The 23216-nt window shown below is 39.5% G+C and carries 23 protein-coding genes; 22 read left to right on the top strand and 1 reads right to left on the bottom strand.

Features of this window, described 5'->3' with window-relative positions; translation table 11 throughout:
* The first annotated feature begins 27 nt into the window (after positions 1–27).
* The 17 genes from HT697_RS04410 (at position 28) to gap (ending at position 18363) form a co-directional block, all read left to right on the top strand.
* Positions 28–1485, top strand: a complete 1458-nt coding sequence (locus HT697_RS04410) for a PTS ascorbate transporter subunit IIC (protein WP_173262324.1) — start codon at positions 28–30, stop codon at positions 1483–1485.
* 23 nt (positions 1486–1508) lie between these two features.
* Positions 1509–1790, top strand: a complete 282-nt coding sequence (locus tag HT697_RS04405) for a PTS sugar transporter subunit IIB (RefSeq protein WP_173262322.1) — start codon at positions 1509–1511, stop codon at positions 1788–1790.
* A 47-nt stretch (positions 1791–1837) separates the two neighbouring features.
* On the top strand, positions 1838–2323 hold the full coding sequence (locus tag HT697_RS04400) for a PTS sugar transporter subunit IIA (RefSeq protein ID WP_173262319.1): 486 nt from the start codon (positions 1838–1840) through the stop codon (positions 2321–2323).
* 16 nt (positions 2324–2339) lie between these two features.
* Entirely contained in the window at positions 2340–3005 is a 666-nt protein-coding gene (locus HT697_RS04395; RefSeq protein WP_000166737.1) for a 3-keto-L-gulonate-6-phosphate decarboxylase UlaD, read from the top strand.
* A 3-nt stretch (positions 3006–3008) separates the two neighbouring features.
* Positions 3009–3872 carry an L-ribulose-5-phosphate 3-epimerase gene (locus HT697_RS04390; protein ID WP_049523964.1) on the top strand — a complete coding sequence of 288 codons (864 nt, stop codon included), beginning with the start codon at positions 3009–3011 and terminating at the stop codon, positions 3870–3872.
* A gap of 1 nt (position 3873) precedes the next feature.
* Positions 3874–4581 (top strand): L-ribulose-5-phosphate 4-epimerase, encoded by a 708-nt coding sequence (locus HT697_RS04385; RefSeq protein ID WP_049532033.1) that lies wholly within the window; start codon positions 3874–3876, stop codon positions 4579–4581.
* A 166-nt stretch (positions 4582–4747) separates the two neighbouring features.
* Positions 4748–6421, top strand: a complete 1674-nt coding sequence (locus HT697_RS04380) for a transcription antiterminator (RefSeq protein ID WP_173262315.1) — start codon at positions 4748–4750, stop codon at positions 6419–6421.
* Positions 6422–6532: 111 nt separating this feature from the next.
* Complete coding sequence (gene ulaG / locus HT697_RS04375) at positions 6533–7624, top strand: L-ascorbate 6-phosphate lactonase (RefSeq protein ID WP_001134226.1); 1092 nt, start codon at positions 6533–6535, stop codon at positions 7622–7624.
* Between the two features lie 113 nt (positions 7625–7737).
* The gene (gene tkt, locus HT697_RS04370; RefSeq protein ID WP_173262312.1) at positions 7738–9714 is read left to right on the top strand and encodes a transketolase; all 1977 of its coding nucleotides are present in this window, start codon (positions 7738–7740) and stop codon (positions 9712–9714) included.
* Between the two features lie 116 nt (positions 9715–9830).
* Complete coding sequence (gene yajC, locus HT697_RS04365) at positions 9831–10130, top strand: preprotein translocase subunit YajC (RefSeq protein WP_173262309.1); 300 nt, start codon at positions 9831–9833, stop codon at positions 10128–10130.
* Between the two features lie 46 nt (positions 10131–10176).
* Entirely contained in the window at positions 10177–10620 is a 444-nt protein-coding gene (locus HT697_RS04360) for a low molecular weight protein-tyrosine-phosphatase (RefSeq protein ID WP_173262306.1), read from the top strand.
* Positions 10607–11017, top strand: coding sequence for an MORN repeat-containing protein (locus tag HT697_RS04355; protein WP_000429315.1), 411 nt, complete (start codon positions 10607–10609; stop codon positions 11015–11017). Before HT697_RS04360 ends, HT697_RS04355 begins: the two co-directional genes overlap by 14 nt.
* 300 nt (positions 11018–11317) lie before the next feature.
* Positions 11318–13969, top strand: coding sequence for a bifunctional acetaldehyde-CoA/alcohol dehydrogenase (gene adhE, locus HT697_RS04350; RefSeq protein ID WP_061440006.1), 2652 nt, complete (start codon positions 11318–11320; stop codon positions 13967–13969).
* Between the two features lie 123 nt (positions 13970–14092).
* Positions 14093–15013, top strand: a complete 921-nt coding sequence (locus HT697_RS04345) for an XRE family transcriptional regulator (protein ID WP_023945661.1) — start codon at positions 14093–14095, stop codon at positions 15011–15013.
* Between the two features lie 209 nt (positions 15014–15222).
* Entirely contained in the window at positions 15223–15906 is a 684-nt protein-coding gene (locus HT697_RS04340) for an ABC transporter ATP-binding protein (protein WP_173220056.1), read from the top strand.
* Positions 15875–17176, top strand: coding sequence for an ABC transporter permease (locus HT697_RS04335; protein ID WP_173220053.1), 1302 nt, complete (start codon positions 15875–15877; stop codon positions 17174–17176). Before HT697_RS04340 ends, HT697_RS04335 begins: the two co-directional genes overlap by 32 nt.
* A gap of 176 nt (positions 17177–17352) precedes the next feature.
* Positions 17353–18363, top strand: coding sequence for a type I glyceraldehyde-3-phosphate dehydrogenase (gene gap / locus HT697_RS04330; protein WP_000260662.1), 1011 nt, complete (start codon positions 17353–17355; stop codon positions 18361–18363).
* Positions 18364–18431: 68 nt separating this feature from the next.
* Here gap and HT697_RS04325 read toward each other — a convergent pair whose 3' ends face one another.
* The gene (locus HT697_RS04325) at positions 18432–19307 is read right to left on the bottom strand and encodes an RluA family pseudouridine synthase (protein ID WP_240147149.1); all 876 of its coding nucleotides are present in this window, start codon (positions 19305–19307) and stop codon (positions 18432–18434) included.
* 86 nt (positions 19308–19393) lie between these two features.
* Between HT697_RS04325 and pbp2a the strand changes: the two genes are divergently transcribed.
* The 5 genes from pbp2a (at position 19394) to HT697_RS04300 (ending at position 23171) form a co-directional block, all read left to right on the top strand.
* Positions 19394–21589: a penicillin-binding protein PBP2A gene (pbp2a, locus tag HT697_RS04320; protein ID WP_173220050.1), complete on the top strand. Its 2196-nt coding sequence runs from the start codon at positions 19394–19396 to the stop codon at positions 21587–21589.
* 52 nt (positions 21590–21641) lie between these two features.
* On the top strand, positions 21642–21794 hold the full coding sequence (rpmG, locus tag HT697_RS04315; RefSeq protein WP_014017356.1) for a 50S ribosomal protein L33: 153 nt from the start codon (positions 21642–21644) through the stop codon (positions 21792–21794).
* A 9-nt stretch (positions 21795–21803) separates the two neighbouring features.
* A complete protein-coding gene (secE, locus tag HT697_RS04310; RefSeq protein ID WP_001210991.1) occupies positions 21804–21980 on the top strand; it encodes a preprotein translocase subunit SecE in 177 nt (58 codons plus the stop codon).
* A gap of 54 nt (positions 21981–22034) precedes the next feature.
* Positions 22035–22571: a transcription termination/antitermination protein NusG gene (gene nusG, locus HT697_RS04305; RefSeq protein WP_000376739.1), complete on the top strand. Its 537-nt coding sequence runs from the start codon at positions 22035–22037 to the stop codon at positions 22569–22571.
* Positions 22572–22691: 120 nt separating this feature from the next.
* Entirely contained in the window at positions 22692–23171 is a 480-nt protein-coding gene (locus HT697_RS04300) for a sigma-70 family RNA polymerase sigma factor (RefSeq protein WP_173262303.1), read from the top strand.
* Positions 23172–23216: the final 45 nt, after the last annotated feature.

Here is a 23216-nt window from a genome sequence, read left to right as displayed (position 1 = left end):
AAAAACAATTCAAAAAGGAGAACAATTATGGAAGTCATTTCAAGTGTTCTAAATTGGTTTTCTAGCAATATTTTGCAGAATCCCGCATTTTTCGTAGGTTTATTGGTGTTGATAGGATACGCACTTTTGAAAAAACCAGCCCATGATGTTTATTCAGGTTTCGTTAAAGCAACAGTAGGATATCTGTTGCTAAACGTTGGTGCTGGTGGCTTGGTTAGAACCTTTCGACCGATCTTGGCAGCATTGAACTTTAAGTTTCAAATTGGTGCAGCGGTCATCGATCCTTACTTTGGCCTTGCTGCAGCGAATAACAAAATCGCAGCAGAGTTTCCGGATTTTGTTGGAACTGCAACCACAGCTCTATTGATTGGTTTTGGAGTCAATATCTTGCTAGTAGCCCTTCGGAAGATCACGAAAGTAAGAACCCTCTTTATTACTGGTCACATCATGGTCCAACAGGCAGCGACTGTCTCTCTTATGGTTCTCTTTTTGGTTCCGCAATTGCGCAATGCTTATGGTACAGCAGCTATCGGTATTATCTGTGGTCTTTACTGGGCGGTCAGCTCCAATATGACGGTTGAGGCAACTCAACGTTTAACTGGTGGCGGTGGATTCGCGATTGGTCACCAACAACAATTTGCCATCTGGTTTGTGGATAAAGTAGCAGGACGTTTTGGTAAGAAAGAAGAAAGTCTAGACAATCTGAAATTGCCTAAATTCCTTTCAATCTTCCACGATACAGTTGTTGCATCTGCCACCTTGATGCTGGTCTTCTTTGGAGCAATTCTGTTGATTTTGGGGCCAGATATCATGTCTAATAAAGAAGTTATTACTTCAGGAACCTTGTTCAATCCTGCTAAACAAGATTTCTTTATGTATATTATCCAAACAGCCTTCACCTTCTCAGTTTACCTCTTTGTTTTGATGCAAGGTGTCCGTATGTTCGTATCTGAGTTGACAAATGCCTTCCAAGGGATTTCAAGCAAATTGTTGCCAGGGTCATTCCCAGCGGTTGACGTTGCAGCTTCTTATGGATTTGGATCTCCAAATGCTGTCTTGTCAGGATTTGCCTTTGGTTTGATTGGTCAATTGATTACAATTGTCTTGCTCATCGTCTTTAAAAATCCTATCCTCATTATTACAGGGTTTGTTCCAGTGTTCTTTGATAATGCCGCTATCGCTGTTTATGCTGATAAGCGTGGTGGATGGAAGGCGGCAGTAATCCTTTCCTTTATCTCAGGTGTCCTTCAAGTTGCTCTAGGAGCTCTTTGTGTGGCCCTTCTCGATTTGGCATCTTATGGTGGCTACCATGGAAATATCGACTTTGAATTCCCATGGCTTGGATTTGGTTATATCTTCAAATACCTTGGTATTATTGGTTATGTACTTGTATGTCTCTTCCTGCTTGTCATTCCTCAACTTCAATTTGCTAAAGCAAAAGATAAGGCAAAATACTACAATGGTGAAGTACAAGAAGAAGCATAATTTTTAGAAAAGGAGAAAGTAAAATGGTTAAAGTATTAGCAGCATGTGGAAATGGTATGGGTTCATCTATGGTGATCAAAATGAAAGTGGAGAATGCCCTGCGTAAACTAGATCAAATTGATTTTACAGTCAATTCCTGCAGTGTTGGTGAAGCAAAAAGTTTGGCAGCAGGTTATGATATTGTAATTGCATCCCTTCATTTAATTCACGAATTGGATGGACGGACAGATGGCAAATTAATTGGCTTGGATAATTTGATGGATGATAGAGAAATTACTGAAAAGCTGAGTCTAGCACTGGAGTAGCAGATTGGGGAGGAAACATCCTCCCTTGTTTATATAAGGAGGTAAATATGAATTTAAAACAAGCATTGATTGAAAACGATTCGATTAGACTAGGATTAGAGGCTACGGACTGGAAAGAAGCAGTCAAGGTAGCGGTAGATCCCTTGATTGAAAGTGGGGCTATTTTACCAGAGTATTATGATGCAATCATTGAATCGACTGAAGAATATGGTCCCTACTATATCTTAATGCCAGGTATGGCTATGCCCCATGCTAGACCAGAGGCAGGAGTACAGCGAGACGCCTTTTCACTTATCACTTTGAAACAACCAGTTGTCTTTTCGGATGGAAAAGAAGTATCTGTCTTATTAGCTTTGGCCGCTACAAGTTCCAAGATTCACACAAGTGTAGCTATTCCACAGATTATTGCCTTATTTGAATTGGAAGATTCTATTGCACGTTTACAAGCTTGTCAGACCAAGGAAGATGTCTTGGCTATGATTGAAGAATCGAAAAATAGTCCCTATCTTGAAGGGTTGGATTTGGAAAGTTAGAAAGAGGGATATAGAGATGACAAAAAGAATACCAAATTTACAAGTTGCATTAGATCATTCAGACTTGCAAGGAGCGATTAAAGCAGCTGTTTCTGTTGGTCAGGAAGTAGATATTATCGAAGCTGGAACTGTTTGCTTGCTTCAAGTTGGAAGTGAACTGGTTGAAGTCTTGCGTAGCCTTTTCCCAGATAAGATTATTGTGGCAGACACAAAATGTGCTGATGCTGGTGGAACAGTTGCTAAAAATAATGCAGTTCGTGGAGCAGACTGGATGACTTGTATCTGTTGTGCAACCATCCCTACTATGGAAGCAGCTCTAAAGGCTATCAAGACTGAACGAGGAGAACGAGGCGAAATCCAGATCGAGCTTTATGGCGATTGGACTTTTGAACAAGCTCAGCTTTGGCTAGATGCAGGTATCTCACAAGCTATCTATCACCAATCTCGTGATGCCCTTCTTGCTGGTGAAACTTGGGGTGAAAAAGACCTTAATAAGGTTAAAAAACTCATTGACATGGGCTTCCGAGTTTCTGTAACAGGTGGTCTAGATGTAGATACTCTCAAACTCTTTGAAGGCGTTGATGTCTTTACCTTTATCGCAGGTCGTGGAATTACAGAAGCTGCGGATCCAGCAGGAGCAGCGCGTGCCTTCAAGGATGAAATCAGACGAATTTGGGGGTAAACCATGGCACGTCCAATTGGAATTTATGAAAAGGCAACCCCGACACACTTTACTTGGCTAGAACGTTTAAATTTTGCCAAGGAGTTAGGCTTTGATTTTGTCGAGATGTCTATTGATGAACGTGACGAGCGTTTAGCAAGACTGGACTGGAGCAAGGAAGAGCGCTTGGAAGTTGTCAAAGCGATTTATGAAACTGGTGTTCGTATTCCTTCTATCTGTTTTTCAGGACATCGTCGTTACCCATTGGGATCAAATGATCCAGTTCTAGAGGAAAAATCTCTGGAACTCATGAAAAAATGTATCGAATTAGCTCAGGATTTGGGAGTTCGTACGATTCAATTAGCTGGTTACGACGTTTACTATGAGGAAAAGTCACCCCAGACACGCCAACGTTTTATCAAAAATTTGAGAAAAGCCTGTGACTGGGCTGAAGAAGCTCAGGTGGTACTTGCTATTGAAATTATGGATGATCCTTTTATCAATAGTATCGAAAAATACTTGGCTGTAGAAAAGGATGTTGACTCTCCCTACCTTTTTGTATATCCAGATATTGGGAATGTGTCTGCATGGCATAATGATGTCTATAGTGAGTTCTATCTAGGTCACCATGCTATCGCAGCTCTCCATCTCAAGGATACTTATGCAGTGACAGAAAGTTCAAAGGGCCAGTTCCGAGATGTACCTTTTGGGCAAGGTTGTGTCAAATGGGAAGAAGCTTTCGATATTTTAAAGCAAACCAATTATAATGGTCCTTTCCTAATCGAAATGTGGTCTGAAAATTGTGAAACTGTAGAAGAAACACGCGCAGCCATTCAAGAGGCGCAAGCTTTTCTCTATCCACTAATTAAGAAAGCAGGTTTGATGTAAGATGAATCAAGTAATTAATGCTATGCGTAAACGAGTCTGTGATGCCAATCAATCATTGCCAAAACATGGACTTGTCAAATTTACCTGGGGCAATGTATCGGAAGTCAATCGTGAACTCGGTGTCATTGTTATCAAACCATCAGGCGTAGATTATGACGAATTGACACCTGAAAACATGGTGGCAACTGACCTGGATGGCAAGGTTCTAGAAGGAGATTTAAGACCATCTTCGGACCTTCCAACTCATGTGCAGTTATATAAGGCTTGGCCAGAGATTGCTAGTGTGGTCCATACCCATTCGACAGAAGCTGTTGGTTGGGCTCAGGCAGGTCGTGATATTCCTTTCTATGGAACAACCCATGCGGATTATTTCTACGGTTCAATTCCTTGCGCCCGTAGTTTGACCAAGGATGAAGTAGAAGTAGCCTATGAAAAAGATACTGGTCTGGTCATCGTGGAAGAGTTTGAACGCCGTGGTCTAAACCCTGTTGAAGTACCAGGGATTGTCGTACGTAATCACGGTCCATTCACCTGGGGCAAAAATCCAGAGAATGCTGTCTATCACTCTGTTGTACTAGAGGAAGTGTCTAAGATGAATCGTTTCACAGAGCAAATCAATCCAAGAGTTGAACCTGCTCCCCAGTACATCCTAGAAAAGCACTACCAACGTAAACATGGACCAAATGCTTATTACGGTCAAAAGAAATAAGAAATTGAATTGAAAAGAGGCTAGGACCTTTCGATCCAAGCCTCGCTTTTGTAATTGTAAGTATTCGTTATTCAGAGACTACTGTTGATAATTGAAATGCGTTAGTGAATGTGATACTATTATAAAGTTGTTTTCAAGGCAGTTGATTGATAGAGGAGTATGAAATATGGTACTGGATAAGGCAAGTTGTGATTTACTTCAATATTTGATGGATCAAGAAACGTCCAAAACGATTATGGCGATTTCGAAAGATTTGAAAGAGTCAAGAAGGAAAATTTATTATCACATTGACAAAATCAATGCTGCTTTGGGTGACGAGGCGCTTCACATCATTAGTATTCCACGAATTGGTATTCACTTAACGGAAGAGCAGAGAGATGCTTGTTGTGAACTATTATCAGAAGTAGATTCGTACGATTATATCATGAGTGCGCATGAACGTATGATGATAATGTTACTATGGATAGGTATTTCTAAAGAACGTATTACGATTGAAAAATTGATGGAGTTAACAGAGGTATCTAGGAATACTGTTCTCAATGATTTGAATAGTATTCGTTATCAACTAACTTTGGAACAATATCAGGTGACCTTGCTAGTGAGCAAGTCACAAGGATACCACCTTTATGCCCACCCTCTTAATAAAATTCAGTATCTTCAATCGCTTCTATATCATATTTTTATGGAAGAGAATGCCACTTTTGTATCTATTTTAGAAGATAAGATGAAAGAGAGGTTAGATGATGAGTGTTTGCTTTCTGTTGAAATGAACCAATTTTTTAAGGAACAGGTTCCTTTAGTTGAACAAGATTTAGGGAAGAAAATAAACCATCATGAAGTAACTTTTATGTTGCAGGTTCTACCTTATTTGCTGTTAAGCTGTCATAATGTTGAACAGTATCAAGAAAGACATCAGGATATAGAGAAAGAATTTTCTTTGATAAGAAAAAGAATAGAGTATCAGGTGTCTAAGAAATTAGGAGAACGGTTGTTTCAAAAGTTTGAAATTTCTTTGTCAGAACTTGAAGTTTCTCTTGTAGCTGTTCTTCTCCTCTCCTATCGTAAAGATTTGGATATTCATGCAGAAAGTGATGATTTTCGGCAATTAAAACTTGCTTTAGAAGAATTTATCTGGTATTTTGAATCACAAATCCGAATGGAGATTGAGAACAAGGATGATTTATTACGAAATTTGATGATCCACTGTAAAGCCTTGTTATTTAGAAAGACTTACGGTATTTTTTCTAAAAATCCTCTAACAAAACAAATTCGATCCAAGTATGGAGAATTATTTTTAGTCACTAGAAAATCTGCGGAAATTTTAGAAGGAGCATGGTTTATCCGGCTAACAGACGATGATATTGCCTATTTGACGATTCATATTGGAGGATTTTTAAAGTATACACCATCGTCTCAAAAAAATATGAAAAAAGTTTATCTCGTTTGTGATGAAGGTGTTGCGGTTTCGAGACTTTTGCTGAAACAATGCAAACTTTATTTTCCAAATGAGCAAATTGGCACTGTATTTACAACAGAACAATTTAAGAGTGTGGAAGATATTGCACAAGTTGATGTAGTGATTACTACTAATGATGATTTGGATAGCAGATTTCCAATTTTAAGAGTTAATCCTATCCTTGAAGCAGAAGATATTTTGAAAATGCTAGACTATCTTAAACACAATATATTTCGTAATGAGAGCAAAAGTTTCAGTGAAAATCTTTCCAGTCTTATTTCGTCTTATATTGTAGACAGCAAGTTGGCTAGTAAGTTCCAAGAAGAGGTTCAAACACTTATAAATCAAGAAATAGTAGTTCAAGCTTTTTTGGAAGATATTTGAAGGACAGTCCAATGATGAACACAAACCTGTGTTTTTCTTGGTCTTTTTTAGTATTTTGAAGGGTGGTATACTAATCTCAAAGATAACAATTATATCCAAAGGAGGCAACATATGCCAAACGTCAAAGAAATTACAAGAGAGTCATGGATTTTAGCTACTTTCCCAGAGTGGGGAACATGGTTGAACGAAGAAATCGAAGAAGAAGTCGTACCTGAAGGCAACTTTGCCATGTGGTGGCTAGGCAACTGTGGTACTTGGATTAAGACACCAGGTGGTGCTAACGTTGTCATGGACCTTTGGTCAAACCGTGGAAAATCAACCAAAAAAGTGAAAGATATGGTTCGTGGGCACCAAATGGCAAATATGGCAGGTGTTCGTAAGTTGCAACCAAACTTGCGTGTTCAGCCAATGGTTATCGATCCATTTGCTATCAACGAACTAGACTATTACTTAGTTTCACACTTCCATAGTGATCATATCGACCCATACACAGCTGCAGCAATTCTCAACAATCCTAAGTTAGAGCATGTTAAGTTTATCGGTCCTTACCACTGTGGACGAATCTGGGAAGGATGGGGTGTTCCAAAAGAACGTATCATCGTTGTTAAACCAGGTGACACTATCGAATTAAAAGATATGAAGATTCATGCAGTAGAATCATTTGACCGTACTTGCTTGGTAACTCTTCCAGTGAACGGTGCTGATGAGACAGGCGGTGAACTTGCTGGCTTAGCTGTTACAGATGAAGAAATGGCTCAAAAGGCTGTTAACTATATCTTTGAAACACCAGGTGGAACCATCTATCATGGTGCAGATTCTCACTTCTCAAACTATTTTGCAAAACATGGTAAAGACTTTAAAATTGATGTTGCTTTGAATAACTATGGTGAAAATCCGGTAGGTATCCAAGATAAAATGACATCTATCGACCTTCTTCGTATGGCAGAAAATCTGCGTACCAAAGTCATTATCCCAGTTCACTATGATATCTGGTCTAACTTCATGGCTTCTACTAATGAGATTCTAGAACTTTGGAAAATGAGAAAAGATCGCTTGCAATACGATTTCCATCCATTTATCTGGGAAGTCGGCGGTAAGTACACTTATCCTCAAGATCAACACTTAGTAGAATACCATCATCCACGTGGTTTTGATGATTGTTTTGAACAAGACTCTAACATTCAATTTAAAGCTTTGCTATAATATAAAAATATTCTTTGGAGGTTATCCGTATGTTGCATGATACGGATAATTTTCATATAATAGTAAAATAGAATGTGTGATTCAATAATCACCTCAAATAGAAAGGAAATTCTATGTCAAATCTATCTGTTAATGCAATTCGTTTCCTAGGTATTGACGCTATCAACAAAGCCAACTCAGGTCACCCAGGTGTGGTTATGGGAGCAGCTCCGATGGCTTACAGCCTCTTTACAAAACAACTTCGTATCAATCCAGCTCAACCAAACTGGATCAACCGCGACCGCTTTATTCTTTCAGCAGGTCATGGTTCAATGCTTCTTTATGCCCTTCTTCACCTTTCTGGTTTTGAAGATGTTAGCATGGATGAGATTAAGAGCTTCCGTCAGTGGGGTTCAAAAACACCAGGTCACCCAGAATTTGGTCATACAGCAGGGATTGATGCTACAACAGGTCCTCTAGGGCAAGGTATTTCAACTGCCACTGGTTTTGCCCAGGCAGAACGTTTCTTGGCAGCTAAGTATAACCGTGAAGGCTACAATATCTTTGACCACTATACTTACGTTATCTGTGGAGATGGAGACTTGATGGAAGGTGTCTCAAGCGAGGCAGCTTCATACGCAGGTTTGCAAAAACTAGACAAGTTGGTTGTTCTTTATGATTCAAATGACATCAACTTGGATGGTGAGACAAAGGATTCCTTTACAGAAAGCGTTCGTGACCGTTACAATGCCTATGGTTGGCATACTGCCTTGGTTGAAGATGGAACAGACTTGGAAGCAATCCATGCTGCTATCGAAACAGCAAAAGCTTCAGGCAAACCATCATTGATTGAAGTGAAGACTGTTATTGGATACGGTTCTCCAAACAAACAAGGAACCAATGCCGTACATGGTGCCCCTCTTGGAGCAGATGAGACTGCAGCAACTCGTCAAGCTCTCGGTTGGGACTATGAACCATTTGAAATCCCAGAACAAGTTTATGCTGATTTCAAAGAACATGTTGCAGACCGTGGTGCATCAGCTTATGAAGCTTGGACAAAATTAGTTGCTGACTATAAAGAAGCGCATCCAGAATTGGCTGCAGAAGTAGAAGCCATTATTGATGGATGTGATCCAGTTGAAGTGACTCCAGCAGACTTCCCAGCATTAGAAAATGGCTTCTCTCAAGCAACTCGTAATTCAAGCCAAGATGCTTTGAATGTTGTAGCTGCTAAGTTGCCAACTTTCTTGGGTGGATCAGCTGACCTAGCTCACTCAAACATGACTTATATCAAGACTGACGGACTTCAAGACGATGCTAATCGCTTGAACCGTAACATTCAGTTTGGTGTTCGTGAATTTGCAATGGGAACGATCTTGAACGGGATGGCCCTTCACGGTGGACTTCGTGTATACGGTGGAACTTTCTTCGTCTTCTCTGACTATGTGAAGGCAGCTGTCCGCTTGTCAGCTTTGCAAGGTCTTCCTGTGACTTATGTCTTTACCCACGATTCAATCGCGGTTGGGGAAGACGGTCCAACGCACGAACCAGTTGAGCATTTAGCAGGTCTTCGTGCTATGCCAAATCTAAATGTTTTCCGTCCAGCAGATGCGCGTGAAACGCAAGCAGCTTGGTACCTTGCAGTGACAAGTGAGAAAACACCAACTGCCCTTGTCTTGACCCGTCAAAACTTGACTGTTGAAGAGGGAACAGATTTTGACAAGGTTGCTAAAGGTGCTTATGTTGTCTATGAAAATGCAGCCGACTTTGATACCATCTTGATTGCAACAGGTTCAGAGGTTAATCTTGCTGTCTCAGCTGCCAAAGAATTGGCTAGTCAAGGCGAAAAAGTCCGCGTAGTTAGTATGCCATCTACAGATGTCTTTGATAAACAAGATGCAGCATACAAGGAAGAAATTCTTCCAAATGCAGTTCGCCGTCGTGTTGCAGTCGAAATGGGTGCAACTCAAAACTGGTACAAATATGTTGGACTAGATGGTGCTGTTCTTGGTATTGATACCTTCGGAGCCTCTGCCCCAGCACCAAAAGTATTGGCAGAATATGGCTTTACTGTAGAAAATCTTGTAAAAGTTGTTCAAAACTTGAAATAATTCTAAAAATCAGGGCGCAAGCTCTGGTTTTTCTTATTAGAAAAGCAAGGTACAATCTTGTAAAAGTAGCTGAAATTTGATATAGTAGTCCTATGTAAAAGACAAAGGAGAAGACAATGAATCCAAATTATACATTTTTAATCATGCTAGCCCTTATGGTGGGTTTGATGTTCTTTACGCAACGCTCTCAAAAGAAACAAGCACAAAAGCGTATGGAAAGCTTGAATAAACTACAAAAAGGTTATGAAGTGATTACAATTGGTGGACTTTATGGAACAGTCGATGAAGTAGATACGGCGAAGGGAACAATTGTTCTTGATGTAGATGGGGTTTACTTGACTTTTGAACTAGCTGCTATCAAGACAGTATTACCACTTAAAGAAACAGCTTCACTCGAAGGTGCAATTGAAAAATAAGACGGGATTACGAACTCCCGTTTTTCTATAAAAGAAAGGAAATGGGATGAAAAAATTAGTCTTTGTCTGTCTGGGAAATATTTGCCGTAGCCCTATGGCCGAGTTTGTGATGAAATCAATGACAGATAATTATGAAATCCAAAGTCGAGCTACTTCCTCTTGGGAACATGGCAATCCGATTCATAAGGGAACTCAGGGGGTTTTTCAAGAGTATGATATTCCTTATGACAAAGGCAAAACATCGCTTCAGATTAGTAAGGAAGATTTTGAATCCTTTGATTATATTATCGGCATGGACGCTTCAAATGTTTCTGACTTACGTCAGATGTGTCCAGTAGGCTTGCAAGATAAGATTTACTCATTTGCATCTGAAAGCGTTCCAGATCCTTGGTATACAGGAGATTTTGAGGAAACCTATCAGCGTGTTCAGGAGGGTTGTCAAGCATGGTTAGAACGTTTAGAAAAGGAGAGTGAAGGTGGAAAATCTTAAGAATTTTTATGAAAAGTACCGTGTCTATCTGACTCGTCCACGTTTAGAGCTTTTAGCAGTAGTTGCCATTGTTTTTTGTGCTCTACTCGTCTTTTTTCTAAATATTCCCGGAAAAGGTGTTCTAAAGCTTGATAATGGAACGATTGTTTACGACGGCAGTCTTGTCCGTGGTAAAATGAATGGCCAAGGTACCATTACCTTCCAAAATGGAGACCAATATACAGGTGGCTTCAACAATGGAGCCTTCAACGGAAAAGGTACCTTTCAATCTAAAGAAGGCTGGACCTACGAGGGGGATTTTGTAAATGGTCAAGCTGAAGGAAAAGGGAAACTAACAACAGAACAAGAAGTCGTTTATGAAGGGACTTTTAAACAAGGCGTTTTTCAACAAAAATAAAGCCTCCTTATCAAAGGAGGTATTGTTAAAACCAAATAAGTAAGCGCTTACCTGTAAATCCCTTTCTTTCCAAGCTCCTCTTCCAAGCAAGTTTGTGAAATAAAAAAATATTTGAAATAAATTTCACAAACTTTAAAGAAAAAGCTTGCTAAGAAAAGAAACTAGCAAACATTTCACAAGGTGCTAAAAATTCTTTGTGAAATGTTTATGAAACTGTTTACAAAGTTGAAATAATGCGTTATAATAAACTTGTGAAAAAATTAACAAAGGATTTAATCCTTGAAAGCTATGGAGGAAAATATGGCTGATAAAAAAACTGTGACACCAGAGGAAAAGAAACTCGCTGCTGAAAAGCATGTCGATGGCTTGGTGCAAAAAGCTTTAGTTGCTCTTGAAGAAATGCGTAAGTTGGATCAAGAGCAGGTTGACTACATCGTTGCCAAAGCATCAGTAGCAGCTTTGGATGCCCACGGAGAATTGGCTTTACATGCCTTTGAAGAAACAGGACGTGGTGTATTTGAAGATAAAGCAACTAAGAACTTGTTTGCTTGTGAACACGTAGTAAACAACATGCGCCACACTAAGACAGTTGGCGTTATCGAAGAAGACGATGTAACAGGTTTGACTCTTATTGCTGAACCAGTTGGTGTTGTCTGTGGTATCACTCCTACAACAAACCCAACATCAACAGCAATCTTCAAATCATTGATTTCATTGAAGACACGTAACCCAATCGTCTTTGCCTTCCACCCATCAGCTCAAGAATCATCAGCTCACGCAGCTCGTATCGTCCGCGATGCAGCTATCGCAGCTGGTGCTCCTGAAAACTGTGTACAGTGGATCACTGAACCATCTATGGAAGCAACTAGTGCCCTTATGAATCACGAAGGTATTGCAACAATCCTTGCAACAGGTGGTAATGCTATGGTTAAAGCCGCATACTCATGCGGTAAACCAGCTCTTGGGGTAGGTGCCGGAAACGTTCCAGCTTATGTTGAAAAATCAGCTAACATCCGCCAAGCGGCACACGATATTGTTATGTCTAAATCATTTGATAACGGTATGGTCTGTGCATCTGAACAAGCGGTTATCATTGATAAAGAAATTTACGACGAATTTGTAGCAGAGTTCAAATCTTACCACACTTACTTTGTAAACAAAAAAGAAAAAGCACTTCTTGAAGAATTCTGCTTCGGCGTGAAAGCAAATAGTAAAAACTGTGCTGGTGCAAAATTGAACGCTGACATCGTTGGTAAACCAGCAACTTGGATTGCAGAACAAGCAGGATTTACAGTTCCAGAAGGAACAAACATTTTGGCTGCAGAATGTAAAGAAGTTGGTGAAAATGAGCCATTGACTCGTGAAAAATTGTCACCAGTTATCGCAGTTTTGAAATCTGAAAGCCGTGAAGATGGTATTGCCAAAGCTCGTCAAATGGTTGAATTTAACGGTCTTGGTCACTCAGCAGCCATCCATACGGCTGACGAAGAATTGACTAAAGAATTTGGTAAAGCTGTTAAAGCTATTCGTGTTATCTGTAACTCACCTTCTACTTTCGGTGGTATCGGGGACGTTTACAATGCCTTCTTACCATCATTGACACTCGGATGTGGTTCTTACGGACGCAACTCAGTTGGGGATAACGTTAGTGCCATTAACCTCTTGAATATCAAAAAAGTCGGAAGACGGAGAAATAACATGCAATGGATGAAACTTCCTTCAAAAACATACTTTGAACGTGATTCAATTCAATACCTTCAAAAATGTCGTGACGTTGAACGTGTCATGATCGTTACTGACCATGCCATGGTAGAACTTGGTTTCCTTGATCGTATCATCGAACAACTTGATCTTCGTCGCAATAAGGTTGTTTATCAAATCTTTGCTGATGTGGAACCAGATCCAGATATCACAACTGTAAACCGTGGTACTGAGATTATGCGTGCCTTCAAACCAGATACAATCATCGCTCTCGGTGGTGGATCTCCAATGGATGCTGCTAAAGTAATGTGGCTCTTCTACGAACAACCAGAAGTGGACTTCCGTGACCTTGTCCAAAAATTCATGGATATCCGTAAACGTGCCTTCAAGTTCCCATTGCTTGGTAAGAAGACTAAATTCATCGCGATTCCAACTACATCTGGTACAGGATCTGAAGTAACACCATTTGCCGTTATCTCTGATAAAGCAAATAACCGTAAATACCCAATCGCCGACTACTCATTGACACCAACTGTGGCAATCGTAGACCCTGCTTTGGTATTGACAGTTCCTGGATTTGTTGCTGCGGATACTGGTATGGACGTATTGACCCACGCGACTGAAGCTTACGTATCACAAATGGCTAGCGACTACACTGACGGTCTTGCGCTTCAAGCCATCAAACTTGTATTCGAAAACCTTGAAAGCTCAGTTAAGAACGCAGACTTCCACTCACGTGAGAAAATGCATAACGCTTCAACAATCGCTGGTATGGCCTTTGCCAATGCCTTTCTAGGTATTTCTCACTCAATGGCTCATAAGATTGGTGCGCAATTCCACACAATCCACGGTCGTACAAATGCAATCTTGCTTCCATACGTCATCCGCTATAACGGTACACGTCCAGCTAAGACAGCAACATGGCCTAAGTATAACTACTACCGTGCAGATGAAAAATACCAAGATATCGCACGCATGCTTGGCCTTCCAGCTTCTACTCCAGAAGAAGGTGTGGAATCTTATGCAAAAGCTGTTTACGAACTTGGTGAGCGCGTAGGTATCCAAATGAACTTCAAAGCACAAGGAATTGATGAAAAAGAATGGAAAGAACATTCTCGTGAATTGGCCTTCCTTGCTTATGAAGATCAATGTTCGCCAGCTAACCCACGTCTTCCAATGGTTGACCATATGCAAGAAATCATCGAAGATTCTTACTATGGCTACAAAGAAAGACCAGGACGCCGTAAATAATTGTTATCAGCCTAGAGGCAGGAGAAATCCTGTCTCTTTTTTTGTAATTCTATTTGAAAAATGGTATAATCATCGCATATATTTATTTGAAAATCAAATCTTTAATAATCATGCGAGGGGCAAATGAACAAGATAAATGAGTTAGGGGATAAAGTGCGACTTTTAAGAGAGGAGAAAGGACTTAGTCGTCCAGTTTTTTGCGGGGATGAGTCTGAATTATCAGTGCGTCAGTTGGTGCGGATTGAAAAAGGAGAATTTCGCCCGACGATAAAAACACTAGAATATATTGCAGAACGATTAGAAATTCCGTCCTACGTCTTGATGCCAGATTATAAGGAATTACCCAAGCGTTACCAAGAATTAAAGTACTTTCTTTTACATCATCCTGACTATGGAGACGAGGAGTTGCAGGAACAAAAGGAAGAATATTTTGATGAGATTTTTGAGTGTTTTTATGATGACCTGCCCCGTGATGAGAAAGTGCTAGTGGATTGTCTTCAAGCTATAGATGCAGTGAGAGCGACTAGTAATTCCTTATACGGAAGTGGTGTGATTGAAGACGGTCTTCAAGATTTACTATCCAGAGATGTATATAAAGCCGAGGACTTGTTGAAACTGAGACTGTATTTCAACTGTCAGTTAATGGATGGTTTAAATGTGGGTGAGATAAAAGAATCTGAGCATGAAACCATTCTTTGTTTTCATGACAAACTAAGTTCTCAGGTTGATAAGATAGAGTTCGATTGTTTGGACTTACTTAGAGATTCCTTGTTAGCTTCTTTAGCTTGTATAGAAATTATGGGGCTGTTTCATTATTTTAAGAGGGCAGTCGAGACCTTAAATAAAATAGGACAAAAAACACGAGATTTCCAAAAGCAACCGATTGTCTTGATGGTGGAGTGGAAATATTATATTCATACCGATTATGATACAGCCAAACAAAAGTATGAAGAAGCAAAAATGATGGCGAGGATGTTTGGTAATGAGAAGTTACTCGTTAGTTTAGATAAGGAATGGAGCGAAGACTTAGAAAGGTATTATTAAATGATTTATAGGAGTGACATTTCTGTCATTGGGGAAATGTCGCTTTTTTGTTACAATAAATTTTACTTGCTATACATCCAGAGCAAACGAGGCAATAGAGAAAAAATTCTAAGCAGTAGGTTCATAGTGGCAATCAGTGCTGATGTCGCTTGAAGGCTTTTCTATAATTATGATGTATGACGATAACAGTTTTAAATAAGGGGGAAAGAATGTCCATTTTATCCATTAAAAATATTTCAAAGTTTTACACTTTGGACGGTAAACATCAAGAGCAGGCTCTAAGAAATATTAACCTGCAGATTGCAAAAGGTAAAATTACAGCGATTTACGGTCCGTCAGGCTGTGGCAAAACCAGTCTACTAAACATCATCAGCGGTTTAGACAGACAATATGAAGGAGGTTTAGAGTTTAAAGGGGAATCCCTCCGTGACTTATCAGAGATTGAACTAACTCAATTTCGTAAAGATAAGATTGGATTTGTGTTTCAAAACTTTAACCTTATTCCTCATCAGTCTGTCTTGGACAATGTCAAGCTACCTCTCTATGTCAAAGATTTATCTGACAGGGAGATGACAATGATTGCAAAGGAGCAATTAAGTAACTTGGGCATGGAGCCTTTTATTACTAAAAATGTTAAACAGCTTTCTGGCGGGCAAAAGCAACGTGTAGCAATCGCGCGTGCCTTGGTAAATCAGCCTGATATGATTGTAGCAGATGAACCAACGGGTTCGCTGGACTCTCAATCCCAAGAAATGGTATTGGAGGTATTTAAAAAATTAGCCCAAACAGGGAAAACAGTACTGATTGTAACCCATAATCCAGAGGTTGCCGAATATGCAGATGTGATTATCAAAATGAAGGATGGTGAAGTCGTTGAAGAAGTCAAAAAATAAAGGATTATCATTGAAAAATAAATTCAAACTTTCTTTAAATAACTTTCTGGAAAGAAAATGGCGTAACCTATTGATTGCGCTAGCAACCTCAATCGGTTTTGTAGGAGTCTTGATTTCTTTTGGATTGGGAAATGCCTTGATTTCGATGATTGATGAAAATACGAATGGAGGTCAAATTCCTTCTCAAGTTCAGATTGCTTTAAACACAAAAAATGTTGGACGAGGCTTTTTGAACCAAGATGATAAGAACTATATCACGGATACAGTTGGAAAAGAAGCTATTAAATATTTGGAGAGTCCTTTTGGGATGATTATGTCAAATATTACTATAGATGGGCAAGAAATGGATCTGAGTCAAACGATGCCTTCTTATGCTCAAGTAGTGAGTCTCTATGAGGATACAAGTATTTCTGTTAGTAGTAATGAGGCGGACAAAGTATTAGCTGGTTCCCTCTATACTGATTCAAATGAACAGGGATTGACGATTCCAAGCAGTTTACTAAAAAATTGGAATGAACAGACAGGAAAAAATCTGACAGCTAATGATGTTATTGGCAAATCAGTCTCAGCTAGCATTGTAGAAAATGCTGCTGAAGCTAGTAAGACTGCTCAATTTCAAACAAAGATTGTACGTGTAATCAATGATGAAGATGACCTGGAGGACAGCAACAGTTTCATGCCGTCTCATCAAATGGAAGCAATCTTGAAAGAGGCTGGATTTACAAAAGCTGTATCTTATTTTATCTTGGAACTCAAAGATCCATCACAAACAAAAGCGATAACAGAAGAATTGCAGAAAAACAAGAAGTATACTGTTCTTTCTCAACAGAAGGTTCTTGATATTGTGATTACTTTTATTCGTGTCATTCAGGGATTGTTGATTGTACTTTCATCACAAGCTATTGTGGTAGCAGCGGTCATGATTGGTATCATCATTTACATCAATATCATGCAACGTTCTAAGGAAATAGGTGTCATGAAGGCAGTTGGTTATCAAAATCGTGATGTCAAAGGAATTTTTATTTACGAGGCTATCTGGATTGTAGGCATCGCCTTGCTACTGGCCTTTTTGGTAGCACAAGGGGTGGGAAGTTTGGCGAATGCGGTTGTAAATCATTTTTACCCATCCATCACTAAGGTTTTTGAATTAAATTTGTTATCTGTTTTAGGAACTCTAGCTTTTGCTCTATTACTTGGTTATGTCTCAGCCTACTTCCCAGCACGTAAAATTAGTAAAATGGATCCTGTAGAATCGCTACGATATGAATAGTAAGGGAGTTCTTGATTTATATCCTTAAAAAGAAACTAACATAGAAAAACAATGTCCGTACTTGCAATTAAACTTAAATAGTTATATAATAGGTTTGTTGAAAGGTGATTTGTAGTGATTCAAGTTACTCTTTTCACAATAAAAATTTCATGATTTTCATAAGGAGGAAATCACTAATGGTAGTTAAAGTTGGTATTAACGGTTTCGGACGTATCGGTCGTCTTGCTTTCCGTCGTATCCAAAATGTAGAAGGTGTTGAAGTTACTCGTATCAACGACCTTACAGATCCAGTTATGCTTGCACACTTGTTGAAATACGACACAACTCAAGGTCGTTTCGACGGTACTGTTGAAGTTAAAGAAGGCGGATTTGAAGTTAACGGTAAATTCATCAAAGTTTCTGCTGAACGTGATCCAGAACAAATCGACTGGGCTAACGACGGTGTAGAAATTGTTCTTGAAGCTACTGGTTTCTTTGCTAAGAAAGCAGCTGCTGAAAAACACTTGCACGCTGGTGGAGCTAAAAAAGTTGTTATCACTGCTCCTGGTGGAAACGACGTTAAAACAGTTGTATTCAACACTAACCACGACGTTCTTGACGGTACTGAAACAGTTATCTCAGGTGCTTCATGTACTACAAACTGCTTGGCTCCAATGGCTAAAGCTCTTCAAGACAACTTTGGTGTTGTTGAAGGATTGATGACTACTATCCACGCTTACACTGGTGACCAAATGATTCTTGACGGACCACACCGTGGTGGTGACCTTCGCCGTGCTCGCGCTGGTGCTGTAAACATCGTTCCTAACTCAACTGGTGCTGCGAAAGCTATCGGTCTTGTAATCCCAGAATTGAACGGTAAATTGGACGGAGCTGCTCAACGTGTTCCTGTTCCAGCAGGTTCTGTAACTGAGTTGGTAGCAGTTCTTGAAAAGAACGTTACTGTTGATGAAGTGAACGCAGCTATGAAAGCAGCTTCAAACGAATCATACGGATACACTGAAGATCCAATCGTATCTTCAGATATCCTAGGTATGTCTTACGGTTCATTGTTTGATGCAACTCAAACTAAAGTTCTTGACGTTGACGGTAAACAATTGGTTAAAGTTGTATCATGGTACGACAACGAAATGTCATACACTGCACAACTTGTTCGTACTCTTGAATACTTCGCAAAAATTGCTAAATAATTCATGAGTCGATAAAAAGCAAGGCCTCTTGGTCTTGCTTTTCTTATATGGAAAAATGGATGACACAATCATCCATTCTTTTTTATTTCTCTTTCGAAAGTATCTGAAAGGGCAGTGAAGCTTAATTTTTCTAATGTAAGTGGATGGGTAAAGGAAAGTCGGAAGGCATGAAGCATAAGCCGACTTATCTTTGAATTGCTGTTATAGAGAGGGTCGCCCAAAATAGGGAAGTTATGATGCGAAAGGTGTACACGGATTTGATGGGTTCGACCTGTCTTTAGTTTGCAATGAACCAAGGAAGTCTTGTTTTGGAATTGCTTTAATCTGCTTACATGTGTTTCAGCATATTGCCCATTTTTTGTATCAACTATTCGCTTTCTGCGGTCATGGCGATCACGTCCGATTTTGTCTCTGAAAACAAGTTCTTTGCTGTTGATATTTCCGTCAACGAGTGCCCAATATTCCCTAGAAATCTCTTTTTTCTCCAATAAGCGATTGAGAATAGGTAGGATAAAAGGATTTTTGGCAAAGAGAACTAAACCACTGGTTTCCATGTCCAGACGATGAACGACATAGCAGGTTTGGCCAACATAGGCACTGACATGGTTAAGAAGGGCGATTTCGTTCGGCTGATTACCGTGGGTTTTCATCCCCTCTGGTTTGTTGACAATAATCAAGTGTTGATCTTGATAAACCTCTTGAACGAGGTTTGGGTTGCCCCAAGGAATTTCCTTTTTGGGATAATCTTCCTCATCAAAAGTCAACTGGCAAACATCCCCAGGGCTTACCATCTCGTTCCAGTGAACTTCTTCTTGGTTTATCAAAATATGTTTCTTGATTCTCAAAAAATGACGGATTTTTCTAGGGATGAGGAGTTGTTCCTCAAGTAATTGCTTTACCGTCATTTGAGGTAGAGAGTCTGGTAATGTAAATGTGAATTTCATACAGATATTGTAACAAAAAACCCCCTATTTTGATAGGAAATAGCTAAATTCTTGTCTTCCTATGATGAAGATGATAAAATAAACGCATGAAATTAGATAAATTATTCGAGAAATTTCTTTCTCTTTTTAAAAAAGAAACAAGTGAACTAGAGGACTCTGATTCTACTAGCCTACGTCGCTCTCGTAGTGATCGAAAAAAATTGGCCCAAGTAGGTCCAATTCGAAAATTTTGGCGTCGTTATCATCTAACAAAGATTGTCCTTATACTAGGTTTGAGTGCAGGCTTGCTAGTTGGAACCTATTTGTTTGCTGTGGCCAAGTCAACCAATGTCAATGATTTGCAAAACGCCTTGAAAACTCGGACTATCATTTTTGACCGTGAAGAAAAGGAGGCTGGTGCCTTGTCTGGTCAAAAGGGAACCTACGTTGAATTGACTGCTATCAGTAAAAATTTGCAGAATGCCGTTATTGCGACAGAAGACCGTTCCTTCTATAAAAATGACGGGATTAACTATGGTCGTTTCTTCTTGGCTATTGTCACTGCTGGTCGTTCAGGTGGTGGCTCTACTATTACCCAACAGCTGGCTAAAAATGCCTATCTGTCGCAGGATCAAACTGTTGAGAGAAAAGCGAAAGAATTTTTCTTGGCTTTAGAATTGACTAAAAAATATAGCAAGGATCAGATCCTAACCATGTACCTTAACAATGCCTATTTTGGAAATGGTGTGTGGGGTGTAGAAGATGCGAGTAAGAAATACTTTGGAGTTTCTGCATCAGAAGTGAGTCTGGATCAAGCTGCGACTCTGGCAGGGATGCTGAAGGGACCGGAATTGTATAATCCTTTGAATTCCGTACAAGATTCGACTAATCGTCGCGACACTGTCTTACAAAATATGGTTGCAGCAGGATATATTGATAAAAACCAAGAAACCGAAGCTGCAGAAGTTGATATGAATTCTCAATTGCACGATAAGTATGAAGGGAAAATCTCAGATTACCGCTATCCTTCTTACTTTGATGCGGTGGTTAATGAAGCTGTTTCCAAGTATAATCTAACAGAGGAAGAAATTGTCAATAATGGCTACCGCATTTACACAGAGCTGGATCAAAACTACCAAGCAAATATGCAGGTTGTCTATGAAAATACAGTGCTATTTCCGAGGGCAGAGGATGGAACATTTGCTCAATCAGGAAGTGTCGCTCTCGAACCGAAAACAGGGGGAGTTCGTGGAGTTGTCGGTCAAGTTGCTGGCAATGATAAAACGGGATTCCGGAATTTCAACTATGCAACCCAATCGAAACGTAGCCCTGGTTCTACAATTAAGCCTTTAGTTGTTTATACGCCAGCAGTTGAAGCAGGCTGGGCTTTGAATAAGCTCTTGGATAACCATACCATGCAGTATGACAGCTATAAGGTTGATAACTATGCAGGGATCAAAACGAGTCGAGAAGTTCCCATGTATCAAGCCTTGGCAGAATCGCTTAATCTACCTGCTGTTGCCACTGTTAATGATTTGGGCCTTGATAAGGCTTTTGAGGCGGGCGAAAAATTTGGACTCAACATGGAAAAGGTCGACCGTGTTCTTGGTATTGCCTTGGGAAGTGGTGTCGAAACCAACCCACTTCAAATGGCTCAAGCATATGCTGTTTTTGCCAATGAAGGTTTAATGCCGGAAGCTCATTTTATTAGTAGAATTGAAAATGCTAGTGGACAAGTTATTGCTAGCCATAAAAATTCACAAAAACGGGTGCTTGATAAGTCTGTAGCTGACAAGATGACTAGTATGATGTTGGGGACATTCACCAACGGAACCGGTATTAGTTCATCGCCTGCAGATTATGTCATGGCAGGGAAAACTGGTACAACCGAAGCTGTTTTTAATCCGGAATACACAAGTGACCAGTGGGTGATTGGTTATACTCCGGATGTGGTGATTAGTCATTGGCTTGGTTTTCCGATCACTGATGAAAATCACTATCTAGCAGGATCTACTTCAAACGGTGCAGCCCATGTCTTTAGGAATATTGCAAATACCATTTTACCTTATACACCAGGAAGTACCTTCACAGTTGAAAATGCATATAAGAAAAACGGAATTGCACCAGCTAACACAAAAAGACAAGTACAAACCAATGATAATAGCCAGACAGATGATAATTTGTCTGATATTCGAGGACGTGCGCAAAGTCTAGTAGATGAGGCTAGTCGGGCTATCTCGGATGCGAAGATTAAGGAAAAGGCTCAAACAATATGGGATTCGGTAGTCAATCTATTTCGCTAAGATGCTTGTCAAAGCCTAGCTTTCTTGTTATAATAGATAAGATGGAGGCGTTATGGCACTAAAAAAAGCAAGCCTAGCTTGTGCGGTTTGTGGTTCGAGAAACTATTCAATCAAGATTAGTGGAACCCCCAAGCCTACACGACTAGAAGTAAATAAATTTTGTAAGCATTGTGGTAAGTACACTACACACAGAGAAACGAGATAGGAGAGAGCGATGCGTTTTATTGGAGATATTTTTAGACTTCTTAAAGACACAACATGGCCAACTCGCAAGGAAAGCTGGAGAGATTTTCGTTCTATCATGGAATACACAGCTTTCTTTGTAGTAATTATTTACATTTTTGACCAGTTGATTGTTTCAGGTTTGATTCGATTTATTAACATTTTTTAGAAGGTTAGTGGAGTTAATTACACTAGAAATCTTCTATTTATGAAAGGAAATATCATGGATAGTTTTGATAAAGGATGGTTTGTCTTACAAACTTATTCTGGTTATGAAAATAAGGTAAAAGAAAATCTATTACAACGTGCACAAACCTACAATATGTTGGATAATATTCTACGCGTTGAAATTCCAACACAAACAGTGCAAGTTGAAAAAAATGGAAAGAGAAAAGAAGTAGAGGAAAATCGCTTTCCAGGTTATGTTCTTGTAGAAATGGTCATGACAGATGAAGCTTGGTTTGTTGTTAGAAACACACCAAATGTTACAGGATTTGTCGGATCACACGGGAACAGATCAAAACCAACTCCATTATTGGAACAAGAAATTCGTGACATTTTGGTATCTATGGGACAAACTGTTCAAGAATTTGATTTCGATGTTGAGGTTGGTCAAACTGTACGTATTATTGATGGTGCTTTTGCAGACTACACTGGTAAGATTACAGAAATTGATAATAACAAAGTAAAAATGATTATCTCTATGTTTGGTAATGACACAGTTGCAGAAGTAAACCTAAACCAAATTGCAGAATTATAACCCTGAGAGAGGCTTGTCCTCTCTTTTTTGTGCAGTTGAGGAGTTAAAGGGTGCAGAATGGAGGAAATGTGCCAAAAGTGTTTCTGAATCTGTTAGACTGTATCTAGAAAGGGGAAAATTATGCTTAAAAAAATGTATGAAGAAGTCCAAGGAATTGTATACAAGTGTAGAAATGAATATTACCTTCATTTGTGGGAGTTATCGGACTGGGACCAAGAGGGAATGATTTGCTTACATGAATTGATCAGTAGAGAAGAAAGGCTTGTAGAAGATATCCCTCGTTTAAGGAAATATTTCAAAACCAGGTTTCGAAATCGAATTTTAGACTATATCCGTAAACAAGAGAGCCACAAACGAAGATATAATAAAGAACCTTATGAAGAAGTAGGCGAGATCAGTCATCGTATAAGTGAGGGAGGTCTGTGGCTAGATGACTATTATCTCTTTCATGAAACACTAAGAGATTATAGAAACAAACAAAGTAAAGAGAAACGAGAAGAGTTAGAACGCGTCTTAAGAAATGAACGTTTCCGAGGGCGTCAAAGAGTGTTAAGAGACTTACGTATTGTGTTTAAAGAGTTTGACATCCGTGCTCATTAGGAATTCATGCAAAAAAGTAAAAAAAATTTAAAAAAGGTGTTGACA

Source organism: Streptococcus sp. 1621 (assembly GCF_013276615.1).
Classification (GTDB): Bacteria; Bacillota; Bacilli; order Lactobacillales; family Streptococcaceae; genus Streptococcus.
Note: the sequence above shows the minus strand (reverse complement) of the source record. Positions and strands in the feature narration are given on the sequence as shown.